General features: G+C 57.9%; 22 protein-coding genes. 10 read left to right on the top strand and 12 right to left on the bottom strand.

Going from position 1 to position 25,207, the window contains the following annotated elements:
- Positions 1 to 260: 260 nt before the first annotated feature.
- The 5 genes from rplI to GGQ73_RS19395 form a co-directional block, all read right to left on the bottom strand.
- Positions 261 to 839, bottom strand: a complete 579-nt coding sequence (gene rplI / locus GGQ73_RS19375) for a 50S ribosomal protein L9 (protein ID WP_174152581.1) — start codon at positions 837 to 839, stop codon at positions 261 to 263.
- Positions 840 to 853: 14 nt separating this feature from the next.
- Positions 854 to 1,828: a DUF2232 domain-containing protein gene (locus GGQ73_RS19380; RefSeq protein ID WP_174152582.1), complete on the bottom strand. Its 975-nt coding sequence runs from the start codon at positions 1,826 to 1,828 to the stop codon at positions 854 to 856.
- 157 nt (positions 1,829 to 1,985) lie between these two features.
- Positions 1,986 to 2,234 carry a 30S ribosomal protein S18 gene (gene rpsR, locus GGQ73_RS19385; RefSeq protein ID WP_045231829.1) on the bottom strand — a complete coding sequence of 83 codons (249 nt, stop codon included), beginning with the start codon at positions 2,232 to 2,234 and terminating at the stop codon, positions 1,986 to 1,988.
- Positions 2,235 to 2,246: 12 nt separating this feature from the next.
- On the bottom strand, positions 2,247 to 2,717 hold the full coding sequence (gene rpsF, locus GGQ73_RS19390; protein ID WP_174152583.1) for a 30S ribosomal protein S6: 471 nt from the start codon (positions 2,715 to 2,717) through the stop codon (positions 2,247 to 2,249).
- 285 nt (positions 2,718 to 3,002) lie between these two features.
- Positions 3,003 to 4,046: an aldo/keto reductase gene (locus tag GGQ73_RS19395; RefSeq protein ID WP_183897493.1), complete on the bottom strand. Its 1,044-nt coding sequence runs from the start codon at positions 4,044 to 4,046 to the stop codon at positions 3,003 to 3,005.
- Positions 4,047 to 4,297: 251 nt separating this feature from the next.
- Between GGQ73_RS19395 and GGQ73_RS19400 the strand changes: the two genes are divergently transcribed.
- The 8 genes from GGQ73_RS19400 to gmk all read left to right on the top strand — a co-directional run bounded on the left by GGQ73_RS19400 (position 4,298) and on the right by gmk (position 12,531).
- On the top strand, positions 4,298 to 5,581 hold the full coding sequence (locus GGQ73_RS19400) for an Nramp family divalent metal transporter (protein WP_183897494.1): 1,284 nt from the start codon (positions 4,298 to 4,300) through the stop codon (positions 5,579 to 5,581).
- Between the two features lie 117 nt (positions 5,582 to 5,698).
- Positions 5,699 to 6,643 carry an ACP S-malonyltransferase gene (gene fabD, locus GGQ73_RS19405; protein ID WP_174152587.1) on the top strand — a complete coding sequence of 315 codons (945 nt, stop codon included), beginning with the start codon at positions 5,699 to 5,701 and terminating at the stop codon, positions 6,641 to 6,643.
- Positions 6,644 to 6,673: 30 nt separating this feature from the next.
- Positions 6,674 to 7,411 (top strand): 3-oxoacyl-[acyl-carrier-protein] reductase, encoded by a 738-nt coding sequence (gene fabG / locus GGQ73_RS19410; protein WP_174152588.1) that lies wholly within the window; start codon positions 6,674 to 6,676, stop codon positions 7,409 to 7,411.
- Between the two features lie 285 nt (positions 7,412 to 7,696).
- Positions 7,697 to 7,933: an acyl carrier protein gene (locus GGQ73_RS19415; protein WP_006727438.1), complete on the top strand. Its 237-nt coding sequence runs from the start codon at positions 7,697 to 7,699 to the stop codon at positions 7,931 to 7,933.
- Positions 7,934 to 8,176: 243 nt separating this feature from the next.
- Positions 8,177 to 9,445, top strand: a complete 1,269-nt coding sequence (gene fabF, locus GGQ73_RS19420; RefSeq protein WP_183897495.1) for a beta-ketoacyl-ACP synthase II — start codon at positions 8,177 to 8,179, stop codon at positions 9,443 to 9,445.
- A gap of 248 nt (positions 9,446 to 9,693) precedes the next feature.
- Positions 9,694 to 10,914 carry an endolytic transglycosylase MltG gene (mltG, locus tag GGQ73_RS19425; protein WP_183897496.1) on the top strand — a complete coding sequence of 407 codons (1,221 nt, stop codon included), beginning with the start codon at positions 9,694 to 9,696 and terminating at the stop codon, positions 10,912 to 10,914.
- A gap of 55 nt (positions 10,915 to 10,969) precedes the next feature.
- Entirely contained in the window at positions 10,970 to 11,854 is an 885-nt protein-coding gene (locus GGQ73_RS19430; RefSeq protein ID WP_183897497.1) for a YicC/YloC family endoribonuclease, read from the top strand.
- 5 nt (positions 11,855 to 11,859) lie between these two features.
- Positions 11,860 to 12,531 (top strand): guanylate kinase, encoded by a 672-nt coding sequence (gene gmk / locus GGQ73_RS19435; RefSeq protein WP_174152592.1) that lies wholly within the window; start codon positions 11,860 to 11,862, stop codon positions 12,529 to 12,531.
- A 27-nt stretch (positions 12,532 to 12,558) separates the two neighbouring features.
- Here the strand turns inward: gmk and rsmA are convergent, their stop codons facing one another.
- The 6 genes from rsmA to lptF form a co-directional block, all read right to left on the bottom strand.
- Entirely contained in the window at positions 12,559 to 13,401 is an 843-nt protein-coding gene (gene rsmA, locus GGQ73_RS19440) for a 16S rRNA (adenine(1518)-N(6)/adenine(1519)-N(6))-dimethyltransferase RsmA (RefSeq protein ID WP_183897498.1), read from the bottom strand.
- Positions 13,401 to 14,420 carry a 4-hydroxythreonine-4-phosphate dehydrogenase PdxA gene (gene pdxA / locus GGQ73_RS19445; RefSeq protein WP_183897499.1) on the bottom strand — a complete coding sequence of 340 codons (1,020 nt, stop codon included), beginning with the start codon at positions 14,418 to 14,420 and terminating at the stop codon, positions 13,401 to 13,403. Before pdxA ends, rsmA begins: the two co-directional genes overlap by 1 nt.
- 16 nt (positions 14,421 to 14,436) lie before the next feature.
- Positions 14,437 to 15,381 carry a SurA N-terminal domain-containing protein gene (locus GGQ73_RS19450; RefSeq protein WP_174152595.1) on the bottom strand — a complete coding sequence of 315 codons (945 nt, stop codon included), beginning with the start codon at positions 15,379 to 15,381 and terminating at the stop codon, positions 14,437 to 14,439.
- Positions 15,382 to 15,677: 296 nt separating this feature from the next.
- The gene (locus GGQ73_RS19455; RefSeq protein ID WP_183897500.1) at positions 15,678 to 18,044 is read right to left on the bottom strand and encodes an LPS-assembly protein LptD; all 2,367 of its coding nucleotides are present in this window, start codon (positions 18,042 to 18,044) and stop codon (positions 15,678 to 15,680) included.
- On the bottom strand, positions 18,044 to 19,132 hold the full coding sequence (gene lptG, locus GGQ73_RS19460) for an LPS export ABC transporter permease LptG (protein ID WP_174152597.1): 1,089 nt from the start codon (positions 19,130 to 19,132) through the stop codon (positions 18,044 to 18,046). Before lptG ends, GGQ73_RS19455 begins: the two co-directional genes overlap by 1 nt.
- Entirely contained in the window at positions 19,129 to 20,298 is a 1,170-nt protein-coding gene (lptF, locus tag GGQ73_RS19465; protein ID WP_174152598.1) for an LPS export ABC transporter permease LptF, read from the bottom strand. The genes lptG and lptF overlap by 4 nt, the downstream gene beginning before the upstream one ends.
- A 275-nt stretch (positions 20,299 to 20,573) precedes the next feature.
- Between lptF and GGQ73_RS19470 the strand changes: the two genes are divergently transcribed.
- Positions 20,574 to 22,064, top strand: coding sequence for a leucyl aminopeptidase (locus GGQ73_RS19470; protein ID WP_183897534.1), 1,491 nt, complete (start codon positions 20,574 to 20,576; stop codon positions 22,062 to 22,064).
- Between the two features lie 32 nt (positions 22,065 to 22,096).
- Positions 22,097 to 22,546, top strand: a complete 450-nt coding sequence (locus tag GGQ73_RS19475) for a DNA polymerase III subunit chi (protein WP_183897501.1) — start codon at positions 22,097 to 22,099, stop codon at positions 22,544 to 22,546.
- A 94-nt stretch (positions 22,547 to 22,640) separates the two neighbouring features.
- Here the strand turns inward: GGQ73_RS19475 and GGQ73_RS19480 are convergent, their stop codons facing one another.
- A complete protein-coding gene (locus tag GGQ73_RS19480; protein ID WP_183897502.1) occupies positions 22,641 to 25,076 on the bottom strand; it encodes a glucose/quinate/shikimate family membrane-bound PQQ-dependent dehydrogenase in 2,436 nt (811 codons plus the stop codon).
- Positions 25,077 to 25,207 lie beyond the last annotated feature (131 nt).

Raw genomic sequence — 25,207 nt, forward strand, 5'->3', positions numbered from 1 at the left:
GGACATCTCCCCCGCAAGGAGGGAGATTGGCTGGGCGGACTGACACCACTTAACTCTCGACGCGAGAGATGGCCGGAAGGTTGCCACGAGTCGATCTCCCCACCTGAGGGGGAGATGCCCGGCAGGGCAGAGGGGGTAGCCACACACTCCGAGCAGCCGACAAACCGCGGAGCTACGCCCACACACATCCCCCATAAAACGCAAAAACCCCGGATGTCGCCATCCGGGGTTTTGCTTTTGGACTAACGGGCTTGAAACGATTACTCGTCGTCGCCTTCATCGCGGTCTGCGTCTGGATCAAAGAAGTCTTCTGGACGAAGCGCGTCTTCGTCAACGCCGTAGATGGCGTCGGCAGATGTGAGGCTTTCGCCCTTTGCCTGACGCTCAGCTTCTTCAGCGGAACGAGCAACGTTCAGTTCGATCTGCAGCTCGACTTCGGCATGCAGGTGAAGCGTAACGTTGTGCAGACCGATGGTCTTGATTGGTGTGTTGAGCTCGACCTGGTTGCGACCGATGTTGAAGCCTTCGGCGCCGAGGATTTCAACAACGTCACGGGCAGCAACGGAGCCGTACATCTGGCCGGTTTCGCCAGCAGAACGGACAACGATGAAGCTCTTGCCGGCCAGTGCGTCGGCAACGGTCTGTGCTTCGGACTTGCGCTCGAGGTTACGCGCTTCAAGCGTTGCACGCTCGGATTCGAAACGGGTCTTGTTGGCAGCGTTGGCGCGAAGAGCCTTGCCGTGCGGCAGCAGGAAGTTACGTGCGTAGCCATCGCGAACCTTTACGGTTTCGCCCATCTGGCCAAGCTTGGCGATACGTTCGAGAAGAATGACTTCCATCTTCTTGATCCTTTCTAGTTTTCGGTTTCGTTATTGTTGTCGGTTTTCCGTGTCGGGGTGAGGGAGATCGTGCTGCGCACGTCGCTCAGGCCCAAGACGAGAATGATGAACAGCGGAAAGACGAAGATCGCTGAAATGTAGGAAAGCACCAGAACCGGCCAGCGCCAGTCCTTGCCCTTGGACTTGTGGTGCAGCGAGGCATAACCCGCCATCAGGAAGCCTGCGCCGAAGGTGCCGCAGATGACGGCGCCGATCATTGCCACGGTGCCGCCGACGAAGGTCATGACGATGCCGCCCAAAAAAATGAAGATCGCGTTGCGATGCATGCGCAGTGCCGCTGCAATGTCCTCACGCGGGCGAAGACCCTTGCCGAAGGAGCGCACCATGCGGCTGGCGAAATAGTAGGCCGCAAACAGCATGATGACCCAGAGACCGCCCTGGATCATCGGCAGCATCAGCACGAGCAGGACCTTGGTCTGCGCCAGCGCCGCAGCATCGGGTGTGAAACCGGCTTCGCGCGCCTGCACCGAGCTCATCATCACATCGACCAGCTGCGACACGAGATCCGGGCCGTAGCCGATCATCGTGCCGAGAATGATCACGGAAAGGGTGATGAGACCACACAGATGCAGGATGATGCCCGACAGCGGGTACCATGCCAGAAGGTCTTGGGGGCCGCCGAGTTCCGACGCCGGACGTGCCAGATTGGCAAGATGGGCAAGCCAGCCTGCAGGAACCAGCGTAAAGATCGAGATCGTCAGGGCAAAGACCGGTGAAACGGCGAGGGCACCGAGGAAAGCGGCAGACAAGATGGCAACGATGGCCGAAGCATTGCCCCAGCCGAAACCGGCGACGAGCACCGGCATCGCGGATGCCGCGTAGAGCAGGAAAGACATCGACGACTGTGCGGTTGCGCCGAGCGTGAGAAACGCTGCGCATATGCCGGCAAGAATGCCGGAGATCAGCACTGTCTGGTTCAGTTTTGGCACGTCGCTGTCCTGCTGGAATTCTGTAGCAGTTAGAGGATGGTCCTGTGTGAACCCGATCCCCAACATGGGATTTCATTTCAAGATCGATCCACGCCCAACGCGGAAGGATATCTGAGAGAAAACGAGGCCGCGCAGACGCGCAGCCTCGTGCAGTCACTTAGGTTAGAACGTAAGGCAGCAGGCCGAGGAAACGAGCGCGCTTGATCGCCTGGGCGAGTTCGCGCTGCTTCTTCTGCGAAACAGCTGTGATACGGGAAGGAACGATCTTGCCACGCTCGGAAATGTAGCGCTGCAGAAGACGGACGTCCTTGTAGTCAATTCTCGGAGCGTTTGCGCCGGAGAAAGGGCACGTCTTGCGACGGCGGTGGAAAGGACGACGTGCCTGGGAAGAGGATGCATCAGCCATAATCAATTCTCCTTATGCACGGTCTTCGCGCGGACGGCGCGGACGGTCTTCACGGTCGCCGAAGCCACCTTCGCGAGGCGGACGTGGACCACGATCGAAGCCGCCTTCACGCGGGCCACGGTCTGGACGGTCGCCATCACGGCGTGGACGGTCGTCGCGGTCGCGCTTCTGCATCATTGCAGATGGACCTTCTTCGTGCGCTTCAACAGCGATGGTCATGTAACGAAGAATGTCTTCGTTGATGCGCATCTGACGCTCGATTTCGTGGATAGCCGGTGCCGGAGCATCGATGTCCATCAGAGCGTAGTGAGCCTTGCGGTTCTTCTTGATGCGGTATGTCAGGGACTTCAGACCCCAGTTTTCGACGCGTCCGACCTTACCGCCGTACGATTCGATAACGCCCTTGTACTGCTCGACAAGTGCGTCAACCTGCTGGGCAGTGATATCCTGCCGGGCAAGGAAGATGTGTTCGTAAAGAGCCATTTAAGCTTTGCCTTTCTTGCGTTTCATTCATCACCCGGCAACGGCGCTAAGCCTCAACGACTGCTCCTGTTTGGCAAAAGCCAAGGGCAAGAAAAGCGTTGTTCGAGACGGTCGAGAGCGGAGACACGGGAGGCCGGAAACCTTATGGTCCTGCTGTTTCGTCGCCGAAACCAGCCCTCCGTTCAGCCACCAGCCAATTGGACCGGGTGTTGTGAACAGCGCGCTTATACGGATTTTTGACCGCAATGCAAGGGCGCTACCCGAAAAAGCACGGTTTGCACCGTATCAGATCGGCATCGGATACTGCCGGTGAATATCGGCTATGCCCTTCAGGACGACATCCGAAAGCGTGAGATCGGCTGCTGCGATATTGATCTTCAGCTGCTCCATGGTCGTCGCACCGATGATGGAAGACGCCATGAAGGGGCGTGTCAGCGTAAACGCAATGGCCAGCTGTGACGGATCGATCCCATGCTCATAGGCCAGTTCCAGATAGGCCTTGACCGGCGCTTCCTGCAAGGGCTGCAAACGTCCACCGATATTGCCGTTGATCGAAGCACGCGAACCTTCAGGCCGGGCACCGCTCTGGTACTTGCCGCTCAAGATACCACCAGCCAGAGGTGAGTAGGCCAGAAGGCCGACGTCTTCGTGATGGGAGACTTCCGCCAGGTCCAGATCGAAAGGACGGTAGAGAAGATTATATTCGTTCTGGATGGAGACGACCCGTGGCAGACCCTTTGCCTCGGCAATCTCGATGAACTTCTGCGTGCCCCAGGCGCTTTCGTTGGAAAGGCCGATGGCGCGGATTTTACCCGCCTTGACCAGTTCGCCCAGCGTTTCCAGCTTTTCGGTGATTTCGGCAATCGTCTTGACCTTGTCCTGCGAGGACGCATCGAAGGTCCAGGAGGCACGGAACGCATAGCTCCCACGGTTCGGCCAATGGACCTGGTAGAGATCGATATAATCCGTCTTGAGCCGAGAAAGGCTGGTATCGACCGCTTCACGGATACCTGCCGCGTCAATGTCGCGGCCGCCCCGGATATAATCGCGTCCCGAACCGGCGACCTTGGTGGCCAGCACGACGTCCTTGCGTTTGCCGGTCTTCTGGAACCACGTGCCGATATACTCTTCGGTACGCCCCTGCGTTTCCGCAGACAGTGGCGTTGTCGGGTAAAGCTCGGCGGTATCGAAAAAATTCACGCCCTGCTCGATGGCGTAATCCATCTGCTCATGGGCTTCGGCTTCCGTGTTCTGGGTGCCCCATGTCATGGTACCGAGGCAGATTTCGGACACGGAAATATCCGTGCGACCCAATATATTCTGTTTCATGGAAAGATCCTGATGCTGTGTCTGACCGCTTGGGAGATGTGGTGGACACTAGCCGGGAATCTTCCAAGAGCAAGGAAAATCATTCCACAAACTCTTGGCTTCGACATCTTGAAGATCGCTCTGACGCTCAAGGGTAGTAATTTAGCTCTGACTATTGCAGAAAAGGAGATGCTTTTCCCTTTTTGCGCGCAGCCAACCCAATCAGTGCGCGTTTGAGATTTCGACCACGACATCAAAACGGAGGACCGTGAATGACAGATAACGCAGCAAGTGCGCCACCGGGAGTTCCTGACGATACGGCCATGCCCCCAGCGACCGGGCGATGGAAGCTGATCGGTCCCGGCATCGTGGCAGCCGCCACAGGGGTGGGAGCAGGCGACCTCGTCGCCACGCTGATTGCCGGCTCCCGATTCGGTTACGCGCTACTGTGGGCTGCCGTTCTCGGCTGTGTCGTGAAGATTGCGCTCGCCGAGGGGTCCGCGCGCTACCATCTGGCGACGGGGTCGACCATGCTCGAGGGCTGGAGATCCCTGGGCAAATGGACCAGCTGGTATTTCGGCATCTATATCATGGTCTGGGGGTTCGTTTACGGTGCGACGGCCATGAGCGCCACCGCGCTGCCGCTTGCCGTTTTCTTTCCGTCCGTGCCGCTGTGGATTTGGGCCGTGCTGACCGGGCTCTCCTGCGCCACTTTCGTGGCGTTCAACCGCTACGACGCATTCGAAGCGGTGATGAAGATCTTCATCGGCATCATGTTCGTTATCGTGATCGGCATCGCCATCATGGTGTCTCCGAATGTCGGCGAGGCCGTAACGGGGCTCATCCCCTCCGTGCCCCAAGGATCTGCTATCTACACGTTGGGTCTGATCGGCGGCGTGGGTGGCACCATCACCATGGCATCCTATGGTTACTGGGTGAATGCGAAGGGCTGGCGCACGCCCGCCTGGATGGGCGTGATGCGACTGGACAACCGCGTCGCCTATATCGTCACGGGCATGTTCGTTATTTCCATGCTCATCATCGGTGCCGAGCTGCTCTATGCCTCGCAGATCGCCCTTTCGAGCGGCGACCGGAGTCTTCTGGATCTCGACAGAGTGCTGGAGGAACGATTCGGCAGCACCATGTCCACCCTGTTTCTGATCGGCTTCTTCGCCACGGCGATTTCGTCGGTCCTTGGCGTCTGGCAGGGCGTGTCCATGCTGTTTGCGGATTTCGTGCGCGGCGTCAAAGGTGAAACCGGCTCTCGGGAAGGACTGGAGAAGACGCCCGCCTTCCGTTTCTATCTCTTCTGGCTGACCATACCGCCCATGGTGTTGCTGTTCCTGGGACGCCCCTTCCTGCTCGTCATTGTCTATGGCGCGCTGGGAGCCTTCTTCATGCCCTTTCTGGCGTTGACGCTGATCTGGCTGTTGAACTCCAGTCGCGTGCCGAAAGAGTGGCGCAGCGGCTGGGTTTCGAACGGCCTGTTGGGCATTTCGGCGTTGCTGTTCGTCGTTTTGTGCATCACTGAAGTCGTTGGCCTGTTTAGCCGCTAGGCCGCAAAAGACCGTTCTTGAGACGTGGACACATGTCACCTCCGCCCCTCAAAGCCTTGACTCTGCGGGGCGGAGTGTGAATGGAAGTTCCGATAGAGAAGAGAAGGGATGGATCCCATGGCTATTGCATTCACATTTCCGGGTCAGGGCAGCCAAGCTGTCGGCATGGGCAAGGACCTTGCAGAGACCTTTCCAGAGGCGCGGGCCGTCTTTGAAGAGGTTGATGAAGCGCTTGCCCAAAAGCTTTCGCACATCATGTGGAACGGACCGGAAGAGACGCTGACGCTGACGGCAAATGCCCAGCCTGCGCTGATGGCGGTTTCCGTCGCCGTCATGCGTGTGCTTGAAGCGCGCGGGCTGAAGCTGGCCGACAAGGTGTCCTATGTCGCCGGTCATTCACTGGGCGAATATTCGGCGCTGTGCGCTGCCGGTACGTTCTCGCTGTCCGATACGGCCCGTCTTTTGCGCATCCGTGGCAATGCCATGCAGGCCGCCGTGCCTGCGGGTGAGGGTGCCATGGCTGCGATCATCGGCCTGGAGCATAGCGATGTGGCGACGATCTGCGAGGAAGCGGCAGTTGGCAGCGTCTGCCAGATCGCCAATGACAATGGCGGCGGCCAGCTGGTCATTTCCGGTGGTAAGCCGGCGGTCGAAAAGGCTGCGCGTCTCGCGACTGAAAAAGGCGCCAAGCGCGCGTTGATGCTCTCGGTATCGGCGCCTTTCCACTCCGCATTGATGGCACCTGCGGCAGACATCATGCACGAGGCGCTGGCAGGGGTGCAGAAAAACCCGCCGGTCGTGCCGTTGATCGCCAATGTTGTCGCGGCTCCTGTTTCGGACGCCGAGGAAATCGCACGTCTGTTGGTCGAGCAGGTCACGGGTCAGGTTCGCTGGCGCGAAACCGTGGAATGGTTTGCTGCAAACGATGTGACGACGCTCTATGAAATCGGCTCGGGCAAGGTTCTGACGGGTCTTGCCCGCCGCATCGACAAGACGGTGAACGGTATTGCCGTCAACACGCCCGCCGATATCGACGCAGTGCTCGAAACCCTCATCGGCTGAGTTCAAGAGATATAGCAAAGGATGAACACCATGTTTGATCTGACCGGCCGCAAGGCCCTCGTCACCGGTGCGACCGGTGGTATTGGTGAAGAAATCGCCCGCACGCTGCACGCTCAGGGCGCCATCGTCGGCCTGCACGGAACCCGTGTCGAAAAGCTTGAGGCGCTGGCCGCCGAATTGGGCGACCGCGTCCAGATTTTTCCGGCCAACCTCTCCGACCGCGCCGACGTCAAGGCACTGGGCGAAAAGGCAGAAGCCGAGCTTGGGGGCGTCGATATTCTTGTCAACAATGCGGGCATCACCAAGGACGGTCTGTTCGTTCGCATGAGCGACGAGGACTGGGACACTGTGCTTGAGGTCAATCTGACCTCGACATTTCGCCTGACGCGGGAACTGACACATCCGATGATGCGTCGCCGTTTTGGCCGCATCATCAACATCACCTCCATCGTCGGCGTAACGGGTAACCCGGGCCAGGCGAATTATTGCGCCTCCAAGGCAGGCATGATTGGTTTTTCCAAGTCGCTGGCGCAGGAAATCGCGAGCCGGAATGTGACGGTAAACTGTGTGGCTCCGGGTTTCATCGAAAGCGCGATGACGGGAAAACTGAACGACAAGCAGAAAGATTCGATCATGGGTGCTATTCCCATGAAGCGTATGGGTACGGCGACGGAAATCGCATCTGCCGTTCTTTACCTTGCGTCCAATGAAGCCAGCTACATGACAGGACAGACCTTACATGTTAACGGCGGTATGGCGATGATTTGATAAGCGTCCCGCGCAGGGCGGCGTGGGAAAAATGCCTGTAGAGCAAGATGGTTAGCACTATTTTAAGGCTTTTTTCCCGCAGGAAACCGTGTTAAGCGGGCGGAGACTGTGAACAGTCGTCCCGGAAATTAAAGTGACCGTTGCGATTTATTGCCGCGATGTTTAGCTTGAGACGGGTTGAACGGGTTTGCCCAGGGCGTCTGTTTTAGAGGGCGCCTGGGGGTTTTAACAGGGCAGGGTGTCTGTGAAGACATTCCTTTCAAAATAAAGGTCGAGGAAACCGACATGAGCGATATCGCAGAACGCGTAAAGAAAATTGTAGTTGATCATCTTGGCGTTGACGCCGAAAAAGTCGTTGAGGGCGCTAGCTTCATCGACGATCTGGGCGCTGACTCGCTCGACACCGTTGAACTGGTTATGGCGTTTGAAGAAGAATTCGGCGTTGAAATCCCGGACGACGCAGCTGACTCGATCCTCACGGTCGGCGACGCTGTCAAGTTCATCGAAAAGGCTCAGGCTTAATCGCCTGACCAACTGAGGGAAGGCCTTTGCCTTCCCCATATGGCCCGGCCTGTCCGGGCCACTATTTTATCGTGCAGCACTCGACATTTGGCGGGTGCTGCACGATGCATGAGGCAACAGGCTTCCAACAGACGCCAAGAGTTGCTTTAATAGGTGTAGTCGACGCATCCGCTTTTTCGAAATCGCTTCCGATTTTCAGGCCGATGCGCTGGGGATGACAGGGATTTGGGCGGAGCATTGGCGATGAGACGTGTCGTTATCACCGGTACCGGCATGGTATCTCCTCTAGGCTGCGGAACGGAAGTGACGTGGGAACGGCTCTTGGCCGGACACAACGGCGCCCGTCTCGTGACGGAGTTCGAGGTCGAAGACCTCCCCGCCAAAATCGCCTGCCGCATTCCTGTCGGTGATGGTTCCAACGGAACCTTCAATGCCGACGATTGGATGGAGCCCAAGGAACAGCGCAAGGTCGACCCCTTTATCGTCTATGGTATGGCCGCAGCCGAAATGGCGCTGAACGACGCTGGCTGGCATCCGATGACGGGTACTGACGAAGACCAGATCATGACCGGCGTGCTGATCGGCTCCGGTATCGGCGGTCTGGAAGGTATCGTCGAAGCTGGTTATACGCTGCGCGACAAAGGCCCGCGCCGCATCTCACCTTTTTTCATTCCCGGTCGTCTGATCAATCTCATTTCCGGCCAGGTTTCCATCCGCCACAAGCTGCGCGGTCCGAACCACTCCGTTGTGACTGCCTGCTCGACAGGCGCGCATGCGATCGGCGATGCAGCCCGCCTGATCATGCTCGGCGACGCCGATGTGATGGTGGCCGGTGGCGCAGAATCGCCCGTGTGCCGTATTTCGCTTGCTGGTTTCGCGGCCTGCAAGGCGCTTTCCACGCAGCACAATGACGACCCGCAAAAGGCTTCACGCCCCTATGACAAGGACCGCGATGGCTTTGTCATGGGTGAGGGTGCCGGTATCGTCGTTCTCGAAGAGTTGGAGCACGCCAGGGCGCGCGGCGCAAAGATCTACGCCGAAGTCGTGGGTTATGGCCTGTCGGGCGATGCGTTCCACATTACAGCGCCGTCGGAAGACGGCGAGGGTGCTTACCGCTGCATGACGATGGCATTGAAGCGCGCGGGGCTGGCACCTGCCGACGTCGATTATATCAATGCCCACGGCACATCGACCATGGCCGACACCATCGAACTCGGCGCGGTGGAACGTCTCGTGGGGAATGCGGCGTCTAAGATCTCCATGTCGTCGACCAAGTCCGCCACGGGTCACCTTCTAGGGGCCGCCGGTGCAATCGAAGCGATCTTCGCGACGCTTGCAATCCGCGACAATATTGTCCCTCCGACGCTCAACCTCGACAATCCCGAAGTCGAGACGGCGATCGATCTGGTTCCGCACACGGCGCGCAAGCGTCAGGTTGACGTCGCCCTGTCGAATTCGTTCGGTTTCGGCGGCACCAACGCATCCCTGGTGCTGCGTCGTTTCGAAGACTGAGTGTGACGGCTCTTGCCGTTGAGCGCAGAATCGCAGAAAAACCTCTCTCCTCCCGGTCTCACAGCCGGGATTTCCACCTACGTTGCCTCTTCGGGCAGCTTTCGAGAGCGGAAACACTGATATCTTTGTAAACGAAGATGTGTAGAACGTTTCCCTGTCTACCGAGTGCAGAATAGCCTGCCGAACCTGTTTTTGCCGCATTGCCTGCTCAATAAGCCGTTGTAATGCCGAACTGAAAAGGACCGCCGGTGAGCGATACGAGAGAGAACAATCAGGCCCCGCAAGGACGTGAAGGCTCAACCGAGAGCAAGGGCGGCCCGATCATTCCAAAATCTCCAACAGAGGCTTTGAGACCTGAAAAGGTTCCGTTGCCGCCCAAGCGCTCCCGTAAGGCCCATAGCCAACTGGTCATCTTCCTCAATTTCCTGATGACGTTGACCGTCGCAGTCTGCATCATTGGCGTCGCGGCTTTCTACTACATGCTCAATTCGTTTCACGAGCCGGGTCCGCTTGAGACGAATACGACGATTACGGTCCGCAACGGCGCCGGGCTTGCGGAAATCGCCAGCAATCTGGAGCGAAGTGGCGCTATTTCCAACGCTCGCATTTTCCGCCTCATGGCCGATAAATATCTGGCGGGTGGCGGGACGCCGAAGCCTGGCGAATATGAAATCAAGGCCCGCACCTCCATGAAAGACATTCTCGGTCTTCTGGAGTCCGGCAAGTCCATTTTCTACACGATCACGATGCCGGAAGGTCTGACGGTCAAGCAGATGTTCGCACGCCTTGCCAGCGAACCCGTGCTGGAGGGTGATCTACCCGCCCAACTGCCACCGGAAGGGTCCTTGCGTCCCGACACCTATCCCTTTACGCGCGGCACCAAACGCGAGGAGGTTGTCAGCCAGATGCGCGCAGCACAATCGCGTCTCGTGCAGGCGATTTGGGAACGGCGCGATCCGGATCTGCCGATCAAGACGATCGAAGAGTTCGTCACACTGGCGTCGATCGTGGAAAAGGAAACCGGCAAGGATGACGAGCGCGGCCACGTCGCCTCTGTCTTCTACAATCGCATGAAAAAGAATATGCGTCTTCAATCCGATCCGACGATCATCTACGGATTGTTCGGTGGCGAGGGTAAGCCTTCCGACAGGCCGATCTACCAATCGGATTTGCAAAAGGAAACACCGTTCAACACCTACATCATCCGTGGTCTGCCACCGCAGCCGATTGCCAATCCGGGCCGGGCGGCACTGGAAGCGACGGCCAACCCCTGGCGAACTGATGACCTCTATTTCGTGGCCGATGGCACGGGTGGGCATACGTTTGCCAAGACACTGGACGACCATAACAACAATGTTCGCCGCTGGCGCAAGATCGAAGCGGAACGGGCTGCTGCAGGTGGCACACCGGAAGGGGTGGTGGATGGCCAGCCCGCCGGCTCGCAGGCCGAAAGGCCAGCCAACAATTGAGGTCATACGCCATTGCTGCCCTAGAGGTGGCAATGGTCGTTTGAGGGGGACATCGATGACATTGCAATCCATGACAGGCTTTGCACGCAGCGAAGGCTCGTGCGGGCGCTATCGCTGGGCTTGGGAGCTTCGCTCCGTCAACGGCAAGGGGCTTGATCTCCGTCTGCGGCTGCCAACCGGACTGGAAGCACTCGAAACAGAGTTGCGGGACATCGCGGCGAAAAGCCTGTCCCGCGGCAACATCCAGGCAGGCCTCAGCCTATCCGCCACCGAGGCGAAGCAGGAAGCGGTCATCAACCGCGATGCGCTGGATGCCGTTCTGGCACTGAAGCACGATCTGGGAGCTCTTGTCAGCGATGCGCCGTTGAGCCTCGACACATTGCTGTCCATTCGCGGACTTGTGGAATTCAAAGAGCCCGAGGAAAGTCCGGATGCGCAGCAGGCGCGAAATCTGGATATTGTGACTGGCTTCGCGTCGGCGGTCTCGGCCCTTGCCGCCATGCGGGCGCGAGAGGGGGCGTCGCTGTTTGCCGTTTTGTCCGGCCATATCGACAAAATCGAGCAACTGACCAAAATCATCGAGGCTGATCCATCGCGTCAGCCCGAGCAGATTCGCGCGCGCCTTGCTGCCCAGATTGCGCTGATTGGTGATGGCAGCGGTCTGGACCGTGACCGCGTCCATGCCGAAGCGGTTCTGCTCGCCACCAAGGCCGATTTGCGGGAAGAGATCGACCGGTTGATCGGCCATGTCGCTGCGTCGAGGGAGCTGTTGAGCAGCGGCGTGCCGGTGGGACGCAAGCTCGACTTTCTTGCACAGGAATTTAACCGGGAGTCGAATACAATCTGTTCCAAATCCAACGCCAGTGCTGTAACCGCTGCTGGTATCGAATTGAAAGTCGTGATCGATCAATTCCGCGAACAGGTCCAAAATCTGGAGTAGACCCCATGGCGTCCGCCAGCATTCCTCCCGTCCATATTGCCCGTAGAGGCCTGATGCTGGTCATTTCATCGCCATCGGGTGCCGGCAAATCCACGATTGCCCGCAATCTGCTGGAAAAGGACAAGAATATCAGCCTGTCCGTCAGCGTCACGACGCGCGCGCGACGCCAGAGTGAGATCGACGGCATCCACTACGAGTTCATCTCAAAGCGTGATTTCGAGCGCATGCGTGATGGCGAAGAGTTGTTGGAATGGGCCGAGGTGCACGGTAATTTCTACGGGACCCCGCGCGAGCCTGTCGAAGCTGCGATGGCGGAAGGCAAGGATATGCTGTTCGACATCGACTGGCAGGGTGCCGAACAGCTCCAGGACAAGATGAAGGCTGACGTCGTCTCCATCTTCATCCTGCCGCCGACCATGACGGAACTGCAGTCGCGCCTGCATCGTCGTGCCGAAGATACGGAAGAGGTCATTCAGACCCGCCTTGCCAATTCGCGTTCGGAAATCGAGCACTGGCGCGACTATGACTACGTCATCCTCAACGACGATCTCCAGGCTGCATTCGAAGCCATCGAAGCCATTGTCAAAGCCGAACGCGTTCGCCGCGACCGCCGCCATGGCATGTTCGATTTCGTCAGAGCCTTGCTGGAAGAAGTCCCGGCCTCGCCGGTGCGGTAATCATCGCGGGTCTAAGGTCGAGACGCTCTAACGTGTATCGCCAAGCATATTCGCCAACCGGACGAATTCCTCGACAGACAATGTCTCAGCCCTTCGTGTTGGGTCTATTCCGGCCTTTTCCAGAAGCGCTTCTCCACCGATCGATTTGACGCTCTGGCGCAGCATTTTGCGGCGCTGCCCAAACGCGGCTTCAGTGACCTTTTCGAGATTGGCGACATCGCAGGAGAAAGGCTTGTCCCTCGGGAGCAGATGGACAACGGTCGATGTCACCTTCGGTGGCGGGCTGAAAGCCTGGGGCGGAACGTCGAACGCCATTTCTGGCACGGTGCGCCAACCGGCGAGAACACCAAGGCGACCGTAGTGGTTGTCGCCATCTTCCGCGACGATGCGCTGGCCGACTTCCTTCTGAAACATCAGCGTCAGCGACAACCAGAAGGGTGGCCAGTTCCTCGGCAAAAGCCAGTTGATCAGCAATTGCGTGCCGACATTGTAGGGAAGGTTGGCGATGACGCGAACGGGCTCACCTTTCGGCACCAGGGTCTCGAAATCCACCTTGAGCGCATCGCCCTCGATCACGTCGAGGCGGCCGGGATAATGATCGGAGATTTCCGCCAGAGCGGGCAGGCAACGGCTATCACGCTCGACAGCGATGACCTTCTTGGCGCCCAATGAGAGAATGGCACGCGTCAGACCACCGGGTCCGGGGCCAACTTCGAAGACGGTGACGCCATCCAGAGGGCCGGCTGTGCGCGCGATCTTCTGGGTCAGATTGAGATCGAGCAGAAAGTTCTGTCCCAGTGATTTCTTCGCATCGAGCCCGTGGCGCTGGATGACGTCGCGCAGAGGCGGTAGCCCATCAATGGCTGCCATTATGTGCTGGCCTGACGCGCCACGATGTCGGCTGCCATCTTCAATGCCGCCACGAGACTTGATTCGTCGGCAATGCCCTGTCCGGCGATCCCGAAGGCTGTGCCGTGATCGGGCGAGGTGCGGATGAAGGGAAGGCCCAGCGTGACATTGACCGAATCGTCGAAGCCAAGTGCCTTGGCCGGGATCAAGGCCTGATCGTGATACATGCAGATCGCCACGTCGTAGCGCGCGCGGGCCGCAGCGTGAAACATCGTATCGGCGGGCAAAGGGCCGAAGGCGTCGATACCGTCCTTTCGAAGCTGAGCGGTCGCAGGGTGGATGATGGCGCGATCTTCAAGACCGATGGTGCCGTCTTCGCCCGCATGTGGGTTTAATCCCGCCACCGCAAGGCGAGGGGCTTCGATGCCGAATTTTTCTTTGAGACCGGCAGCCACGATATGGCAGGTATCGATGATCAACGCTTCACTCAACGCCCCGGCCACGTCGCTCAGGGGAATATGAATGGTGACCGGCACGACGCGAAGCTTTGGACCCGCGATCATCATCACAGGCGTTACGACCTGGCCCATGAGCTTGAATGCCAGTTCGGCCAGAAACTCCGTATGTCCGGGAAAACCAAAACCGGCTTCGTACAACACCGATTTTGCGATTGGGTTCGTCACGACCGCTGACGTGCGCTTTTCAACGGTCAGAGCAACAGCTGTTTCGATGGATTTGATTGTGGCGAGTGCTGTGCCAACATGCGGCTGCCCGATCTGCACCTCGAAACCGACAGGGATGGGAAGCACCGGCAGCGCTGTCGAAAACAACGATGGCGCCTGCTCGGGCTCGCAGGCCTGAACATGGATATCATGGCCAAGCAAATGCGCGCGCGCTGCAATGACATCCGGATCGCCGACGAGGATAAAGGGCGGCAAGCCAAGCTCATGACGCTTTACCCAGGCGCCGACTGTGATGTCGGGACCAATTCCGGCGGGGTCGCCCTGAGTCAGTGCGATAGGCAGGTTAGACAGTGTCACAAAGTCTGCTTTCACATCAGGTGCTGGTAATCTGGGCTTTCTTACGCAGATCTTCCAGGTACTTCTTTTCGTTGGGATTTTCACCCTTGTCGGCCTTGGCCAGGTCTTCGGCGCGGAAAACGACCTCAGCGGCATAGTCATCCGACACCTGCTGCTTCTTGCAGACCGCCAGATACTCCACGCCTTTTTCTGTCACACGCGTCCCCGTGGTGCCACCCTCAGGTGTTTTCTCGACAAGTTCTTTCCAGTCGGTCGGCAGTTCCGGTTCCAGCATGCGGCCAAGATCCTTGATCGATACGTCGAGCATGGTCGCTGCAAAAGTCTTGGCCTGCTCGCAACCGGGATACCGTTTACGAGAGGCTTCTGCCTCGGACTTGCGCTTGCCCGTAATGGCATTCCGCTTGGCTTCCGGTATGACGAATATGATCTGCTGCAGGAAATATTCTGACGTGACGGGCTTTTGACCCTTTTCTTTCAGGCGCGTGACGAAGTCCTGCGTCGACATTTTGTTGCGACCGCCATAACGCGCATTAACGAGGCGTGGCCAGCTCATCTGAACGGCGATGTAGGCTTTGAAGTGCTCGGCGCCAACACCCGCCTGTGCCAGAACCTTGGTCAACTGGTCCGTCGTCATCTTGTTCGTTGATGCAAACCGCGCGAATGACGCATCGACATCCGACGTGCTGACGGACATCTTCACGCGCGCAATCTCTTCACGCTTCAGCGCTTCGTCGATCAGCTGTTCGCGCGCCTTCTCCTGAAGGTTTCCAGACTGGCGCTGCAATTTGAGGAAGGCCGTACGGCGCGCAATATCGTCACTGGTGATCGGCGTTTTGTTGACAACGACCCGGACTGCGCTTTCGGCGAAGGCCTGATGCGCCGGTAACGCAATGACCATGGGAACTGCGAAAATCGCAAAGGCGAATGCTACGCTGCGCAATGCCGTCTTTCCGAGTTTCATCCTGTTCTCTCCCTGTCGACTTGTCGGTGAGCAATGCCACGACTGTGTTTTTCTAAACATCTCGAATATCGGATGAAGCGGATCAAGCCGCTCGTCAACCGAAAAACTGAATTTTGTTGCAGTTTTGCCGTGAGTGCAGACGTTCACATCATTGATATGGTTGGAACGGCAATCATCACGTGCCTTAGACATTGACGATATGTTGCGGCAAAACGGTGGCGTGTTGGGGAAACACGCATTCACACATGCGGAAAAACAAAAGCGGCGAGGATTTCACCTCGCCGCCGCTCAACTCTTTAATTCGGTTTCCAACCCAGGTCCGCTTCGCCCCAGCTGGCATCGGCTGTCCCGACAGCGATATCGCCCAGCGTTCTGAACGCCAGTCGGGCGTTGACGGACCAGTCGTTCGCATCTTCGCGGACCGACTGCAGATTTCCCTTGTCAGAGAAGCTGACGGCAAAGATGGTGCATTCGTCCTGATATTGAATGCCGATCCGGCGTTCGCTGGTGAACTTGTTGTTCAGATCATAATTGATGGCACCGAACAGAGACCAGTTGTCATTCATGCGCAGCTTGCCGGAAGCCTGGATGATGTCACGTTTTCTGTCGTAGCCATAGTCAGGCTGTGCCTCGACCTGCGTGTAGCTCACGGTGCCGGAAACGCGGCTGTTTGTATAACTCACGCCCGTTTCAGACCGATTGACTTCCAGATTGTCCTTGTCGAAGCGTAAGCTGGACGAGAGCGAAAGGCCGATAGGAGCGTCGATCGCGGCCATCGCCACGTAGTCGGAACGGTCCGTTTCCAGACCCGAATTCGCACCGACATTCACAAGGTCGTTCTGGGCGAACGAGTTTTGGCCTGCCAGATGGAACGACTGACCGGCGACGGCACGAATACCATAACCATTGTCGAAGGTACCGGTGTAACGAATGCCGATATTGGCGCGCGTTCCGCCTTCGATGCGGTCGAAGCCCGAGAATTTGTCACGCTCGAAAAGGTTCGTGGCGTCAAAGACAAAGGCCTGGGAATCTTCGTTCGGAAGTTCGCCAGCATAGCCTTCATTCGGACGAACAAAGATTTGCGCGATTGGCTCGATGACGTGATTGCTGTGAAGCGCGGTGAACAGAATGGGGTAGCGGGCCTCAAGGCCAAGCGTTGCCATTCCGCGCATGCTGGCATCGTCATTGATGGTGCCATCATAGTTCAACGAGGTGCCGAAGCTGTTCGCAGACATATCGGTCCACAATGCGTCTCCGCGTGCAGCCAGAAGGGGTGTCAGGAGCAAACCGCTGTCGAAGGTAAAGGTGCGCTTCCATTCCGCTTCCGTCGATAGACGCGTGTAGCTGCCCTCCATGCCATTGTAGCGAATCGAGTCGCCCAAAGCGTAGGCGTCCTGTTTTTCTCGCGTCAGGCTCGTGAAGTTGGTCGTCAGCGAAAGCTCTCCGCCATAGACCGGATCTGGCAGAAAATACCGGTAGTCCACCGCAGGATGAACGATGGCCTGCTTGCGCTCTTCCGATTCCGAAAGGTCGTTGTCCTGAACGTTGAAGTAGTAGGCCTTCGCTTCGAAACGGTTCCGATCCCCGACACCTTCCAGGTATATCTGATTGGTCTGGGTACCGCCGTTGTAACCTTTCAGCCCGTAAGTGCGCGAAAAGTTGTTGTCGGTCTGGACCATCGCATCCCAGCCAAACGTCCAGCGCGGATTGATGGTGAAGTCACCCTTCGAGGCGATCATCGCGCGCGTATCGTTTTCCGCGTCGGTCGTGTTGGGATCGAAGTCCTCAGGGTTGCTCTGGTTGATACCAGCCACGCGCAATTCGTGCGATCCACGCTCGAACTTCTGGCGGATCTCGCCTTCCAGCAGCAGACCCTGCGAGGTGTAGTAGGTTGGCGTGATGGTCGCGTCCGCGGTATCGGACAGCACCTGGAAGTAGGGGACGCTGACACCAAAGCCGAGATTGTCCGTGACGCTCATGCGAGGGAACAAAAACCCGGACTTACGCTTTACTGTATTGTCAGGGACAGTAATGAAAGGAAGATAGGCAATAGGTTTGCCGAAAAGTTCGAAACGAGCCTTCTCCAGACGTATCGTCTGCTTCTTGCCATCCTGAATGACGCGCTGCGCCTTAACCTGCCACAGCGGCGCCTTTCCAGGGCGCTCGGTGCAGGGAAGGCAAGCCGTGTAGACGCCATTGTTCAACACCATGACGTCTTGCGAGAGCCGCTCGGCACTTTCGCCGACGACGCGGGTGTTGTCGGGCGTTTCGACCCGAAGTGCGTTGACGAACCCCTGGCCGAAATCGTCGGTCACATCAAGCTCGTCGGCATAGATGCGGCTACCGTTCGGTTCGATCAGCTCGATGTTGCCGCGTGCAAGCACGCGGCCTGTCGATTGATTGTATTCGACACGCTGGGCCACCATTCGGTAGCCGGTATAATTCAGACGCACACCACCGGTCGCGACCACGCGTTCTGAATCTTTATTATACGTCAGTTCGTTCGCTGTAAGCAGGAGTTTTGATTGGTCCTGAGGGTCGCCAACGATGACACCGTCTTGAGCATAAACGCTCGAAGCGGTTGCAACATATGCGCACACAGCAGCACCAGTCAGAAGGGCTGTCGAAAGCCGTCTGATATTCCCGCGGTCAAATACCGCCACTAGCCGTCCTCCTGATGAAGCAGAATAGTCGCCCCCAATGCCAACGCTACGACGACTGGAACCCAGACCGCAACGAAGGGAGGAACAACACCGCTACTCCCGAATGCCCTTACGAGCACGGTTACTACATAAAGCACGAAGCCGGAAACGATTCCACCCAGAATCACTGAGCGGGATTGTGCAAACCGGCTGAACTTTAATGAAACAGTCGCGGCGATCAAGGTCATCGCCACGAGAAGAAAAGGCATGGACAACAGGAAGTGGTACTGTGTCTCCAGCGCTTTCGAAGAAATACCGAAGGACTGAGCGACGTCTATCTTGTGAGAAAGATCAAAGAAAGCAACGGTTTCGGGCTGTGTCAGGCGTTCCTGAACGAATTCCTGTCTCAGATTGGTACTGATCCGCGTGGACGCTTCCCGGGTTGGAACATGACCCGGTCTGATCTCTGCGACGTTGTTAAGAAGCCAGTAACCATCTTCCAACTTAGCCGACTGTGCGTCCTGGCGCAGAAGGATATTCCCATTCTGGTCGAGGTGCACTAGCACCACATCCTTGAGAAGGGTACCGTTTTCTTCAAAGCTCTTGGCGCCAATGATCGTGTCTTGTCCGCCGCTGCTTTGGCGCAGCCATGGCAAAACCTGCTGCTCGCGAGACGGACCACCCTCATTACGCCATCCCGCTTCGACGGAAAGCGATTTGCTTTCACCCCAGGCAGCAATGGGGTTGAGGACCAGGATGGACAGGACACCAAGAAGAATGGCACCGCCCACGAATGGCAAAATGAACTGCCAGGCCGAGATCCCGGCTGCCCGCGTGACAACCAACTCGTAGCGACGATTGAGCGAGATCAGTGTGGTCATGCCCACGAAAAGGGCGATGAAGGGAACCGTCTGTTGAAGAATGAGCGGGAGGCGCAGCGCCGTCAGGCCCAGAGCCGCGGGTACGGAATATCCCGGCAGGCCAGACATGCGTCGGGCCGTCTCGCTGAAGTCGGCAAGAAAGATAATGGCCGATACGCCCAGCAGGAACCAGAAGGTTGTCATCGCGTAACGTCGCAGAAAATAACGGGAGAGAGTTCCAAACATCATGCGCCTTGACCTCCCGAACCGGAAGCTTTGGATGATAACGAACGCTTCTGCAGGTTATGAACAGCATTGCTGAAAGCACGGGGCATGCGCAGTTTTTGGCCGGTCATCAAAAGGAAGGCCGCTATACCGCCGCTTACCACCGGCACGGCATAAACCAGCGGAATGAAGGCAGCACTCTGCTTGACCTGATTGGTGAAGTAAAAACCGAGCCAGCGGAGCATGAATGCTGTGAGGAGCGCCGCAACCATCGGATGCAGACGCGCCTCCCGGTGAGAGCGTGCATCAGCGGCAACCACAAGCGAAATCAGCGCGAAAACGAACGGGAACATCCAGTCCACGAGACGTCTATGCAGTTCCGACTGAAAACCGCCCGGCGCTTTTTTGTAGCTTTCCACCGTCTCATCTGGCGAGAGCAGGAAAGCCAGGCTCGCATCGCTTGAAGAGATTGAGGGCTCGTTGTTGTCTTTTTCGGACATTGTCGAGAGGTCGAAAGCGTAGGACAGGAATTTGACAACGGAGACTTTTCCATCCGGCGTCTTTTGCTGCACTTCGCCATCCCGCATGGTCAAGGACGTGCCGCCTTCATCGATCATGCCTTCCTTGGCATAATAGATGAGGTCGTAATTGGGGTCGCGACGGTCAGCGACGAACAGGCCGCGCAGAATACGCCCCTGACGTTCGCCGATCTGCACGTAGAGGCCGTCCTGAATCGTACGGAACGTCTTTTCTTCGATAACCGAGGATAAAAGGTCTGCGTAGGCAGCGGCAACCATCTGTCGTGCTGCGGTCCGGGCGGGTGGTTCGGCAAAATTCGTGATTCCGAACGAGACGAGGCTAAGGACCGTGCCGAGAATCAGGATGGGCTTGCAAATGATCCAGCGTGAAGCGCCCGATGCATCGATAATGGCCAATTCCGAGTCGGTGTTCATTGCCGTCAGCGTCTGCGTAATGGCGATGACCAGCGCAAACGGAAGGACGACGGGAATGAGCGTTGGCAACAACATCGTCGCCAAAGTAATGAAAGAGCCCATGGACTGGCCGGTATCCGTGACGAGATTGATTCGCTGAAGAACCTGAATCGTCCAGATGATGGCTAGAACAGGCAGTAGCGCGACCAGAAACATCTGCGTCGTGCGTCGCAATATGTATCGTTCAAGAAGCGTCATTCAGTCCCTGATGCCGTAATCGCAATGCATGTTCCCCCCGCGGGAACTGCTCTTATCTAGCTGTAACAATCGCGGATGGCGACTCCGCACCGCACACAAATCTGTCTTGTGCGATAATTTTTCTGCAGCCTGTGTCTTTTTGTTAAGGGCGATTTTTGCTGTCCTTCCATGAGTGATTCACAAAATTGACACCACACAGGCCGATTGCAGGGTTGCGCTGACGCCGTAAAAGGCCATGATCCGGCGTTTCCTGAAATACACTGATGAGCGAGAAGATGTCCGCCAAATTCGATATATCCTTTGCCAATTCCGCTTCCCTTGAAAATGCCAGCGCTGTTCTGCTGCAGGTATCGGGCGAAAATGCGCCCGCTGGCCAGGCGCAGGTCGATCCTGCCGGCGTCCTTGTGAAAGCTGCCAAAGTTTCCGGTTTCGCCGCCAAGGCGATGAGCGTTCTGGACGTACTGGCGCCGCAGGGGTCCGAAGCCGACAGAATCGTCGTCATCGGGCTCGGTAAGCCGGCCAAGCTGACGGCGCATGACTGGCTGCGCGCCGGTGGAACGGCTGCTGCGCAGTTCAAGAAGGCCGAAAAGGTCGTCATCCATCTGGACGCGATGGGCATCGAAGTCGATGGCAAGGCGGCAGCCGACTTCGCGCTGGGCCTTCTGTTGCGCGCCTATAGCTTCGATACCTACAAGACGAAAAAGAAGTCCGACGACGACAAGACGCCGAAAAGCGTCGACGTCACCATCGTGACGGCGGTTCATGATGACGCGAAAAAGGCGTTTGAGACAGCCGAAGCCGAAGCCCAGGGCGTTATTCTGGCGCGTGACCTCGTCAACCTGCCGCCAAACGTTCTTGGTCCGGTGGAATTTGCCGAAAAGGCGGAAGAGTTGAAGAAGCTCGGCGTCGAGGTTGAAATCCTTGGCGAAAAGGAAATGAAGAAGCTGGGCATGGGGGCGCTTCTGGGCGTCGCCCAAGGGTCCGTCCGCCCGCCACGCCTCGCCATCATGCAGTGGAAGGGCGGCGCCAAGAAAGATGAGCCGATTGCCTTTGTCGGCAAGGGCGTGGTTTTCGACACGGGCGGCATTTCGCTGAAGCCCGGTGCGGGCATGGAAGACATGAAGGGCGACATGGGAGGTGCAGCCGCCGTGACGGGCCTCATGCACACGCTGGCGGCACGCAAGGCGAAGGCAAATGTCATCGGTGTTATAGGTCTTGTGGAAAACATGCCGGATGGCAATGCGCAGCGGCCGGGCGATATCGTCACTTCCATGTCCGGCCAGACCATCGAAATTATCAACACCGACGCCGAAGGCCGCCTCGTGCTGGCGGATGCGCTCTGGTATACCAATGATCGCTTCAAGCCGAAGTTCATGATCAATCTGGCAACACTGACAGGCGCTATTACCGTCGCATTGGGCAATCTCCAGGCAGGACTGTTCTGCAATGATGACGAGTTGGCCGACCGCTTGACGCGCGCGGGTAACACGACACAGGAAAAGCTCTGGCGCATGCCGCTCGGCAAGGAATACGACAAGATCATCGATTCCAAATTTGCCGATATGAAGAACAGTTCCGGTCGGCTTGCTGGTTCCGTCACCGCCGCACAGTTCCTCAAACGCTTCGTTGGCGACACGCCATGGGCGCATCTGGACATCGCCGGAACCGCCATGGGCTCACCGCTCAACGAGATCAACCAGTCCTGGGGCTCCGGTTACGGTGTGCGCCTGCTGAACGAACTCGTTCGCGCCCATTACGAGGATTGATCATTGGCGGGCAAAACGCGACTGGCAGGCCGATGACGGAGATCCTGTTTTACCATCTGACCGAATCGAAGCTGGAAGACGCTTTGCCACCGCTTCTTGAAAAGTCACTGGAGCGCGGCTGGAAAGTCGCGGTCCAGACAGCGACTGAGGAGCGTCGGGATGTGCTCGATGTGCATCTGTGGACATTTCGCGACGACAGTTTCATGCCGCATAGCAGCGACCTCTCTGAAACAGCCGCTGAACAGCCCGTTCTGCTGACCGCATCCGGCGAAAATCGCAACGCTGCCAACGTTCGCTTTATCGTAGACGGAGCGGAGCCACCTCCGATCGACGGCTATGAGCGCGTCGTGTTCATGTTCGACGGTTATGACGCCGCGCAACTGGATGGCGCGCGCGGCCAGTGGAAAAAGATGAAAGGCGAGGGGCATACGCTGACCTATTGGCAGCAATCGCCGGAAGGACGCTGGCAGAAAAAGGCTTGAGGGCCAAGGTTTTACGCGAGGATTCCTCTACTTGACGATCACAAAAATGGCCGGGTCATCCCCGGCCATTTCCATTTTCAGATAATGCGTGGCCTCACTTCTGGCCCGGCAAAGCATAGGCGATGACATAATCGCCACGATCGGGAGATTGCCGGGCACCACCGGCGGAAATCACCACATATTGCTTGCCGGTTTTCGGCGACTTGTAGCTCATCGGGCCGCCTTGGCTGCCGACCGGCAGGCGGGCTTTCCAGACTTCTTCACCGGTCGCCGTGCTGAAGGCGCGCAGATAATAATCTTGGGTGCCCGCGATGAAGACGAGACCGCCTTGCGTGGTCATCGTGCCACCCAGCGTCGGCATGCCCACGGGGATGGGGAGACCCATCTTGATGCCGAGCGGACCGGTGTCCTGCACCGTGCCGACAGGAACCTGCCAGTTGATCTTCTGCGTCTTCATGTTGATGGCGGTCAGCGTGCCGAACGGAGGCTTCTGGCAGGGAATGCCGAGTGCCGAGAGAAAGCGGTTTTTGTTGACCGCATAGGGCGTGCCCTTCATCGGCACCAGACCCATGACCGTGTTGGTGGCTTCGGAACCGCTGTTGACGGCCGTCGTGGGTGCCGCTTCCTGCATCTGGATCCACAAGCCCAGGCGCATGTCGTTGACGAAGATCGTGTCGGTGTTGGGATCGATGGAAATACCGCCCCAGTTCATGCCGCCGAGAGACCCTGGGAAGTTGAGCGCTAGATCTGTTCCGGGAACGGTGTAGACACCGTCATAGCGCATGCCCCTGAAGGCAACGCGGCACAGAAGCTGGTCGAACGGTGTTGCGCCCCACATATCGCTCTCGGTCAGCGTCTGAGCACCGATCTGCGGCATGCCGACGGAAAGCTTCTGCGTTGGGGCATAGGGCTCGTTGGGGATGTTACCGGGCTTGACGGGAATGTCCTTAACCTCTGTCAACGGCTTGCCCGTCGCGCGGTCAAGCACATAGAGCTGACCAGCCTTGGTGCCGAATACCAGCGCCGGAACGGTCGAGCCATCTGCCTTGGGGAAGTCGATGAAGCTTGGTTGCATCGGCACGTCGAAGTCCCAGAGGTCGTTGTGAACCGTCTGGTAGACCCACTTTTCACGGCCCGTTGTGGCATCGAGTGCCAGCATGGAGGCGCCGTATTTGTGGTCGAGTTCTGTCCGGGTCGCACCGTAGAGATCAACCGAAGGGCTGCCAACCGGCATGAACACGGTGTTGGACGCAGCGTCATAGGACATCGAGGCCCAGACATTGGGTGTCGAGCGTGTATAGGTCTGGCCTGGAGGCGGCATGAGGGTGATGTCGGGATTGCCCGGATCGAACGCCCAGCGTAGCTGCCCGGTGATGACATCAAAACCGCGCATGACGCCGCCCGGCATATCCACCTGTACATTGTCGGCGATCCGTCCGCCGATCACGACGGTTGTGCCAGCCAGTGTCGGTGCCGATGTCAGAACATAGCTCGGGTCTGGCGCGTTGCCGAGACCTTCCTTGAGGTTGACACGGCCATTGGTGCCGAAGTCAGGGCAGAATGCACCCGTGTCGGCATCGAGAGCGATCAGTTCCGCCGCGATTGTGTTCATCAAAATGCGGCGTTGGCACAGCGCTCCTTCAGCAACGGTTGCTGCGGTGACCGGCGTGGAACCAGGCAGACTGGGTTGTTGGACCGGGCGCGTGGCATCGAAATAGGCAAGGCCACGGCAACGCATCCAGACGGACGACTTGGCATTGATCTCGTTCTTCCAGATTTCCTTGCCGGTATCGGCATCCAGTGCAATTACGTTGTTGTGCGGGGTGCACAAAAACACGCGGTCACCCACCTGCAACGGTGTCTGCTGGTCTTCGGCACCGCCGCCATTGGGGCTGATGGGTGTATCGCCGGTGTGATAGGTCCAGGCTACCTCGAGATTCTTGACGGTGTCGCGATTGATCTGATCGAGCGCGACGAAGCGGCTGCCGCCTGCGGTATTGCCGTAATGTTCCCAGTTTTTCTGTTCGGTTTCAACCGAAACAGGCGTCAGTGCCGGGGCCTCGCCGCTGGCAACAACAGTTGGATGCGGCACGAACATGCCGGCCATGCCGGCCGCGGATGCGGCTCCCAGAAGGATCGCCAGAATGAACGAACCGGCATAGGCCGGTGTTTTTCCGGCTGCGCGGCGCAGCAGCGGAACGGAAAGGGCAACGACAGTCGCGCCAACCGTCAACGCCAGAAGGCGGGAGATCAGCGGCCAGAAGTCAACGCCGACTTCCCATAGGGACCAGGCAACGGTGCCGATGAAGACGAGGCCGAATAGCATGGCGCCGGATGGTTTGCGCAAGGCAATGAGCAGACCGCCGAGAACAAGGGCGATGCCGGAGATGATAAAATAAAGGCTGCCACCTGCCATGGCGAGCTTGGCGCCGAAATAAGTGAAGAAGAGACCCGCAGCGACGAGAACGAGGCCGAGAAACGCGAGCCATAGTTTTGAAAAAGCGGATAAGGGTTTGGGTTGATCAACCATCAAGAGTTCCTGACTGTTTTAAATTTGGCAGTCAGACGAAACGCCCTCAGGCTCCTGGCGAGCAGAAGAGGCCCCGTGCTGACAGATGACACGGAGTCTTGAGGCCGCATAGGGCTGCGGTGCGATGCTGA

The sequence above is a fragment of the Rhizobium skierniewicense genome, from assembly GCF_014196515.1.
GTDB classification, from domain to species: Bacteria; Pseudomonadota; Alphaproteobacteria; order Rhizobiales; family Rhizobiaceae; genus Agrobacterium; species Agrobacterium skierniewicense.

Bases quoted from the DNA above. Each gene is read 5' to 3' on its own strand.
- rplI (WP_174152581.1), bottom strand. From the start codon at position 839: ATGGAAGTCATTCTTCTCGAACGTATCGCCAAGCTTGGCCAGATGGGC.
- GGQ73_RS19430 (WP_183897497.1), top strand. From the start codon at position 10,970: ATGACATTGCAATCCATGACAGGCTTTGCACGCAGCGAAGGCTCGTGC.
- lptG (WP_174152597.1), bottom strand. From the start codon at position 19,132: ATGATGTTTGGAACTCTCTCCCGTTATTTTCTGCGACGTTACGCGATG.
- GGQ73_RS19450 (WP_174152595.1), bottom strand. From the start codon at position 15,381: ATGAAACTCGGAAAGACGGCATTGCGCAGCGTAGCATTCGCCTTTGCG.
- GGQ73_RS19400 (WP_183897494.1), top strand. From the start codon at position 4,298: ATGACAGATAACGCAGCAAGTGCGCCACCGGGAGTTCCTGACGATACG.
- lptF (WP_174152598.1), bottom strand. From the start codon at position 20,298: ATGACGCTTCTTGAACGATACATATTGCGACGCACGACGCAGATGTTT.
- gmk (WP_174152592.1), top strand. From the start codon at position 11,860: ATGGCGTCCGCCAGCATTCCTCCCGTCCATATTGCCCGTAGAGGCCTG.
- GGQ73_RS19470 (WP_183897534.1), top strand. From the start codon at position 20,574: ATGTCCGCCAAATTCGATATATCCTTTGCCAATTCCGCTTCCCTTGAA.
- rpsR (WP_045231829.1), bottom strand. From the start codon at position 2,234: ATGGCTGATGCATCCTCTTCCCAGGCACGTCGTCCTTTCCACCGCCGT.
- GGQ73_RS19480 (WP_183897502.1), bottom strand. From the start codon at position 25,076: ATGGTTGATCAACCCAAACCCTTATCCGCTTTTTCAAAACTATGGCTC.
- rpsF (WP_174152583.1), bottom strand. From the start codon at position 2,717: ATGGCTCTTTACGAACACATCTTCCTTGCCCGGCAGGATATCACTGCC.
- GGQ73_RS19395 (WP_183897493.1), bottom strand. From the start codon at position 4,046: ATGAAACAGAATATATTGGGTCGCACGGATATTTCCGTGTCCGAAATC.
- GGQ73_RS19415 (WP_006727438.1), top strand. From the start codon at position 7,697: ATGAGCGATATCGCAGAACGCGTAAAGAAAATTGTAGTTGATCATCTT.
- fabG (WP_174152588.1), top strand. From the start codon at position 6,674: ATGTTTGATCTGACCGGCCGCAAGGCCCTCGTCACCGGTGCGACCGGT.
- GGQ73_RS19475 (WP_183897501.1), top strand. From the start codon at position 22,097: ATGACGGAGATCCTGTTTTACCATCTGACCGAATCGAAGCTGGAAGAC.
- rsmA (WP_183897498.1), bottom strand. From the start codon at position 13,401: ATGGCAGCCATTGATGGGCTACCGCCTCTGCGCGACGTCATCCAGCGC.
- fabD (WP_174152587.1), top strand. From the start codon at position 5,699: ATGGCTATTGCATTCACATTTCCGGGTCAGGGCAGCCAAGCTGTCGGC.
- fabF (WP_183897495.1), top strand. From the start codon at position 8,177: ATGAGACGTGTCGTTATCACCGGTACCGGCATGGTATCTCCTCTAGGC.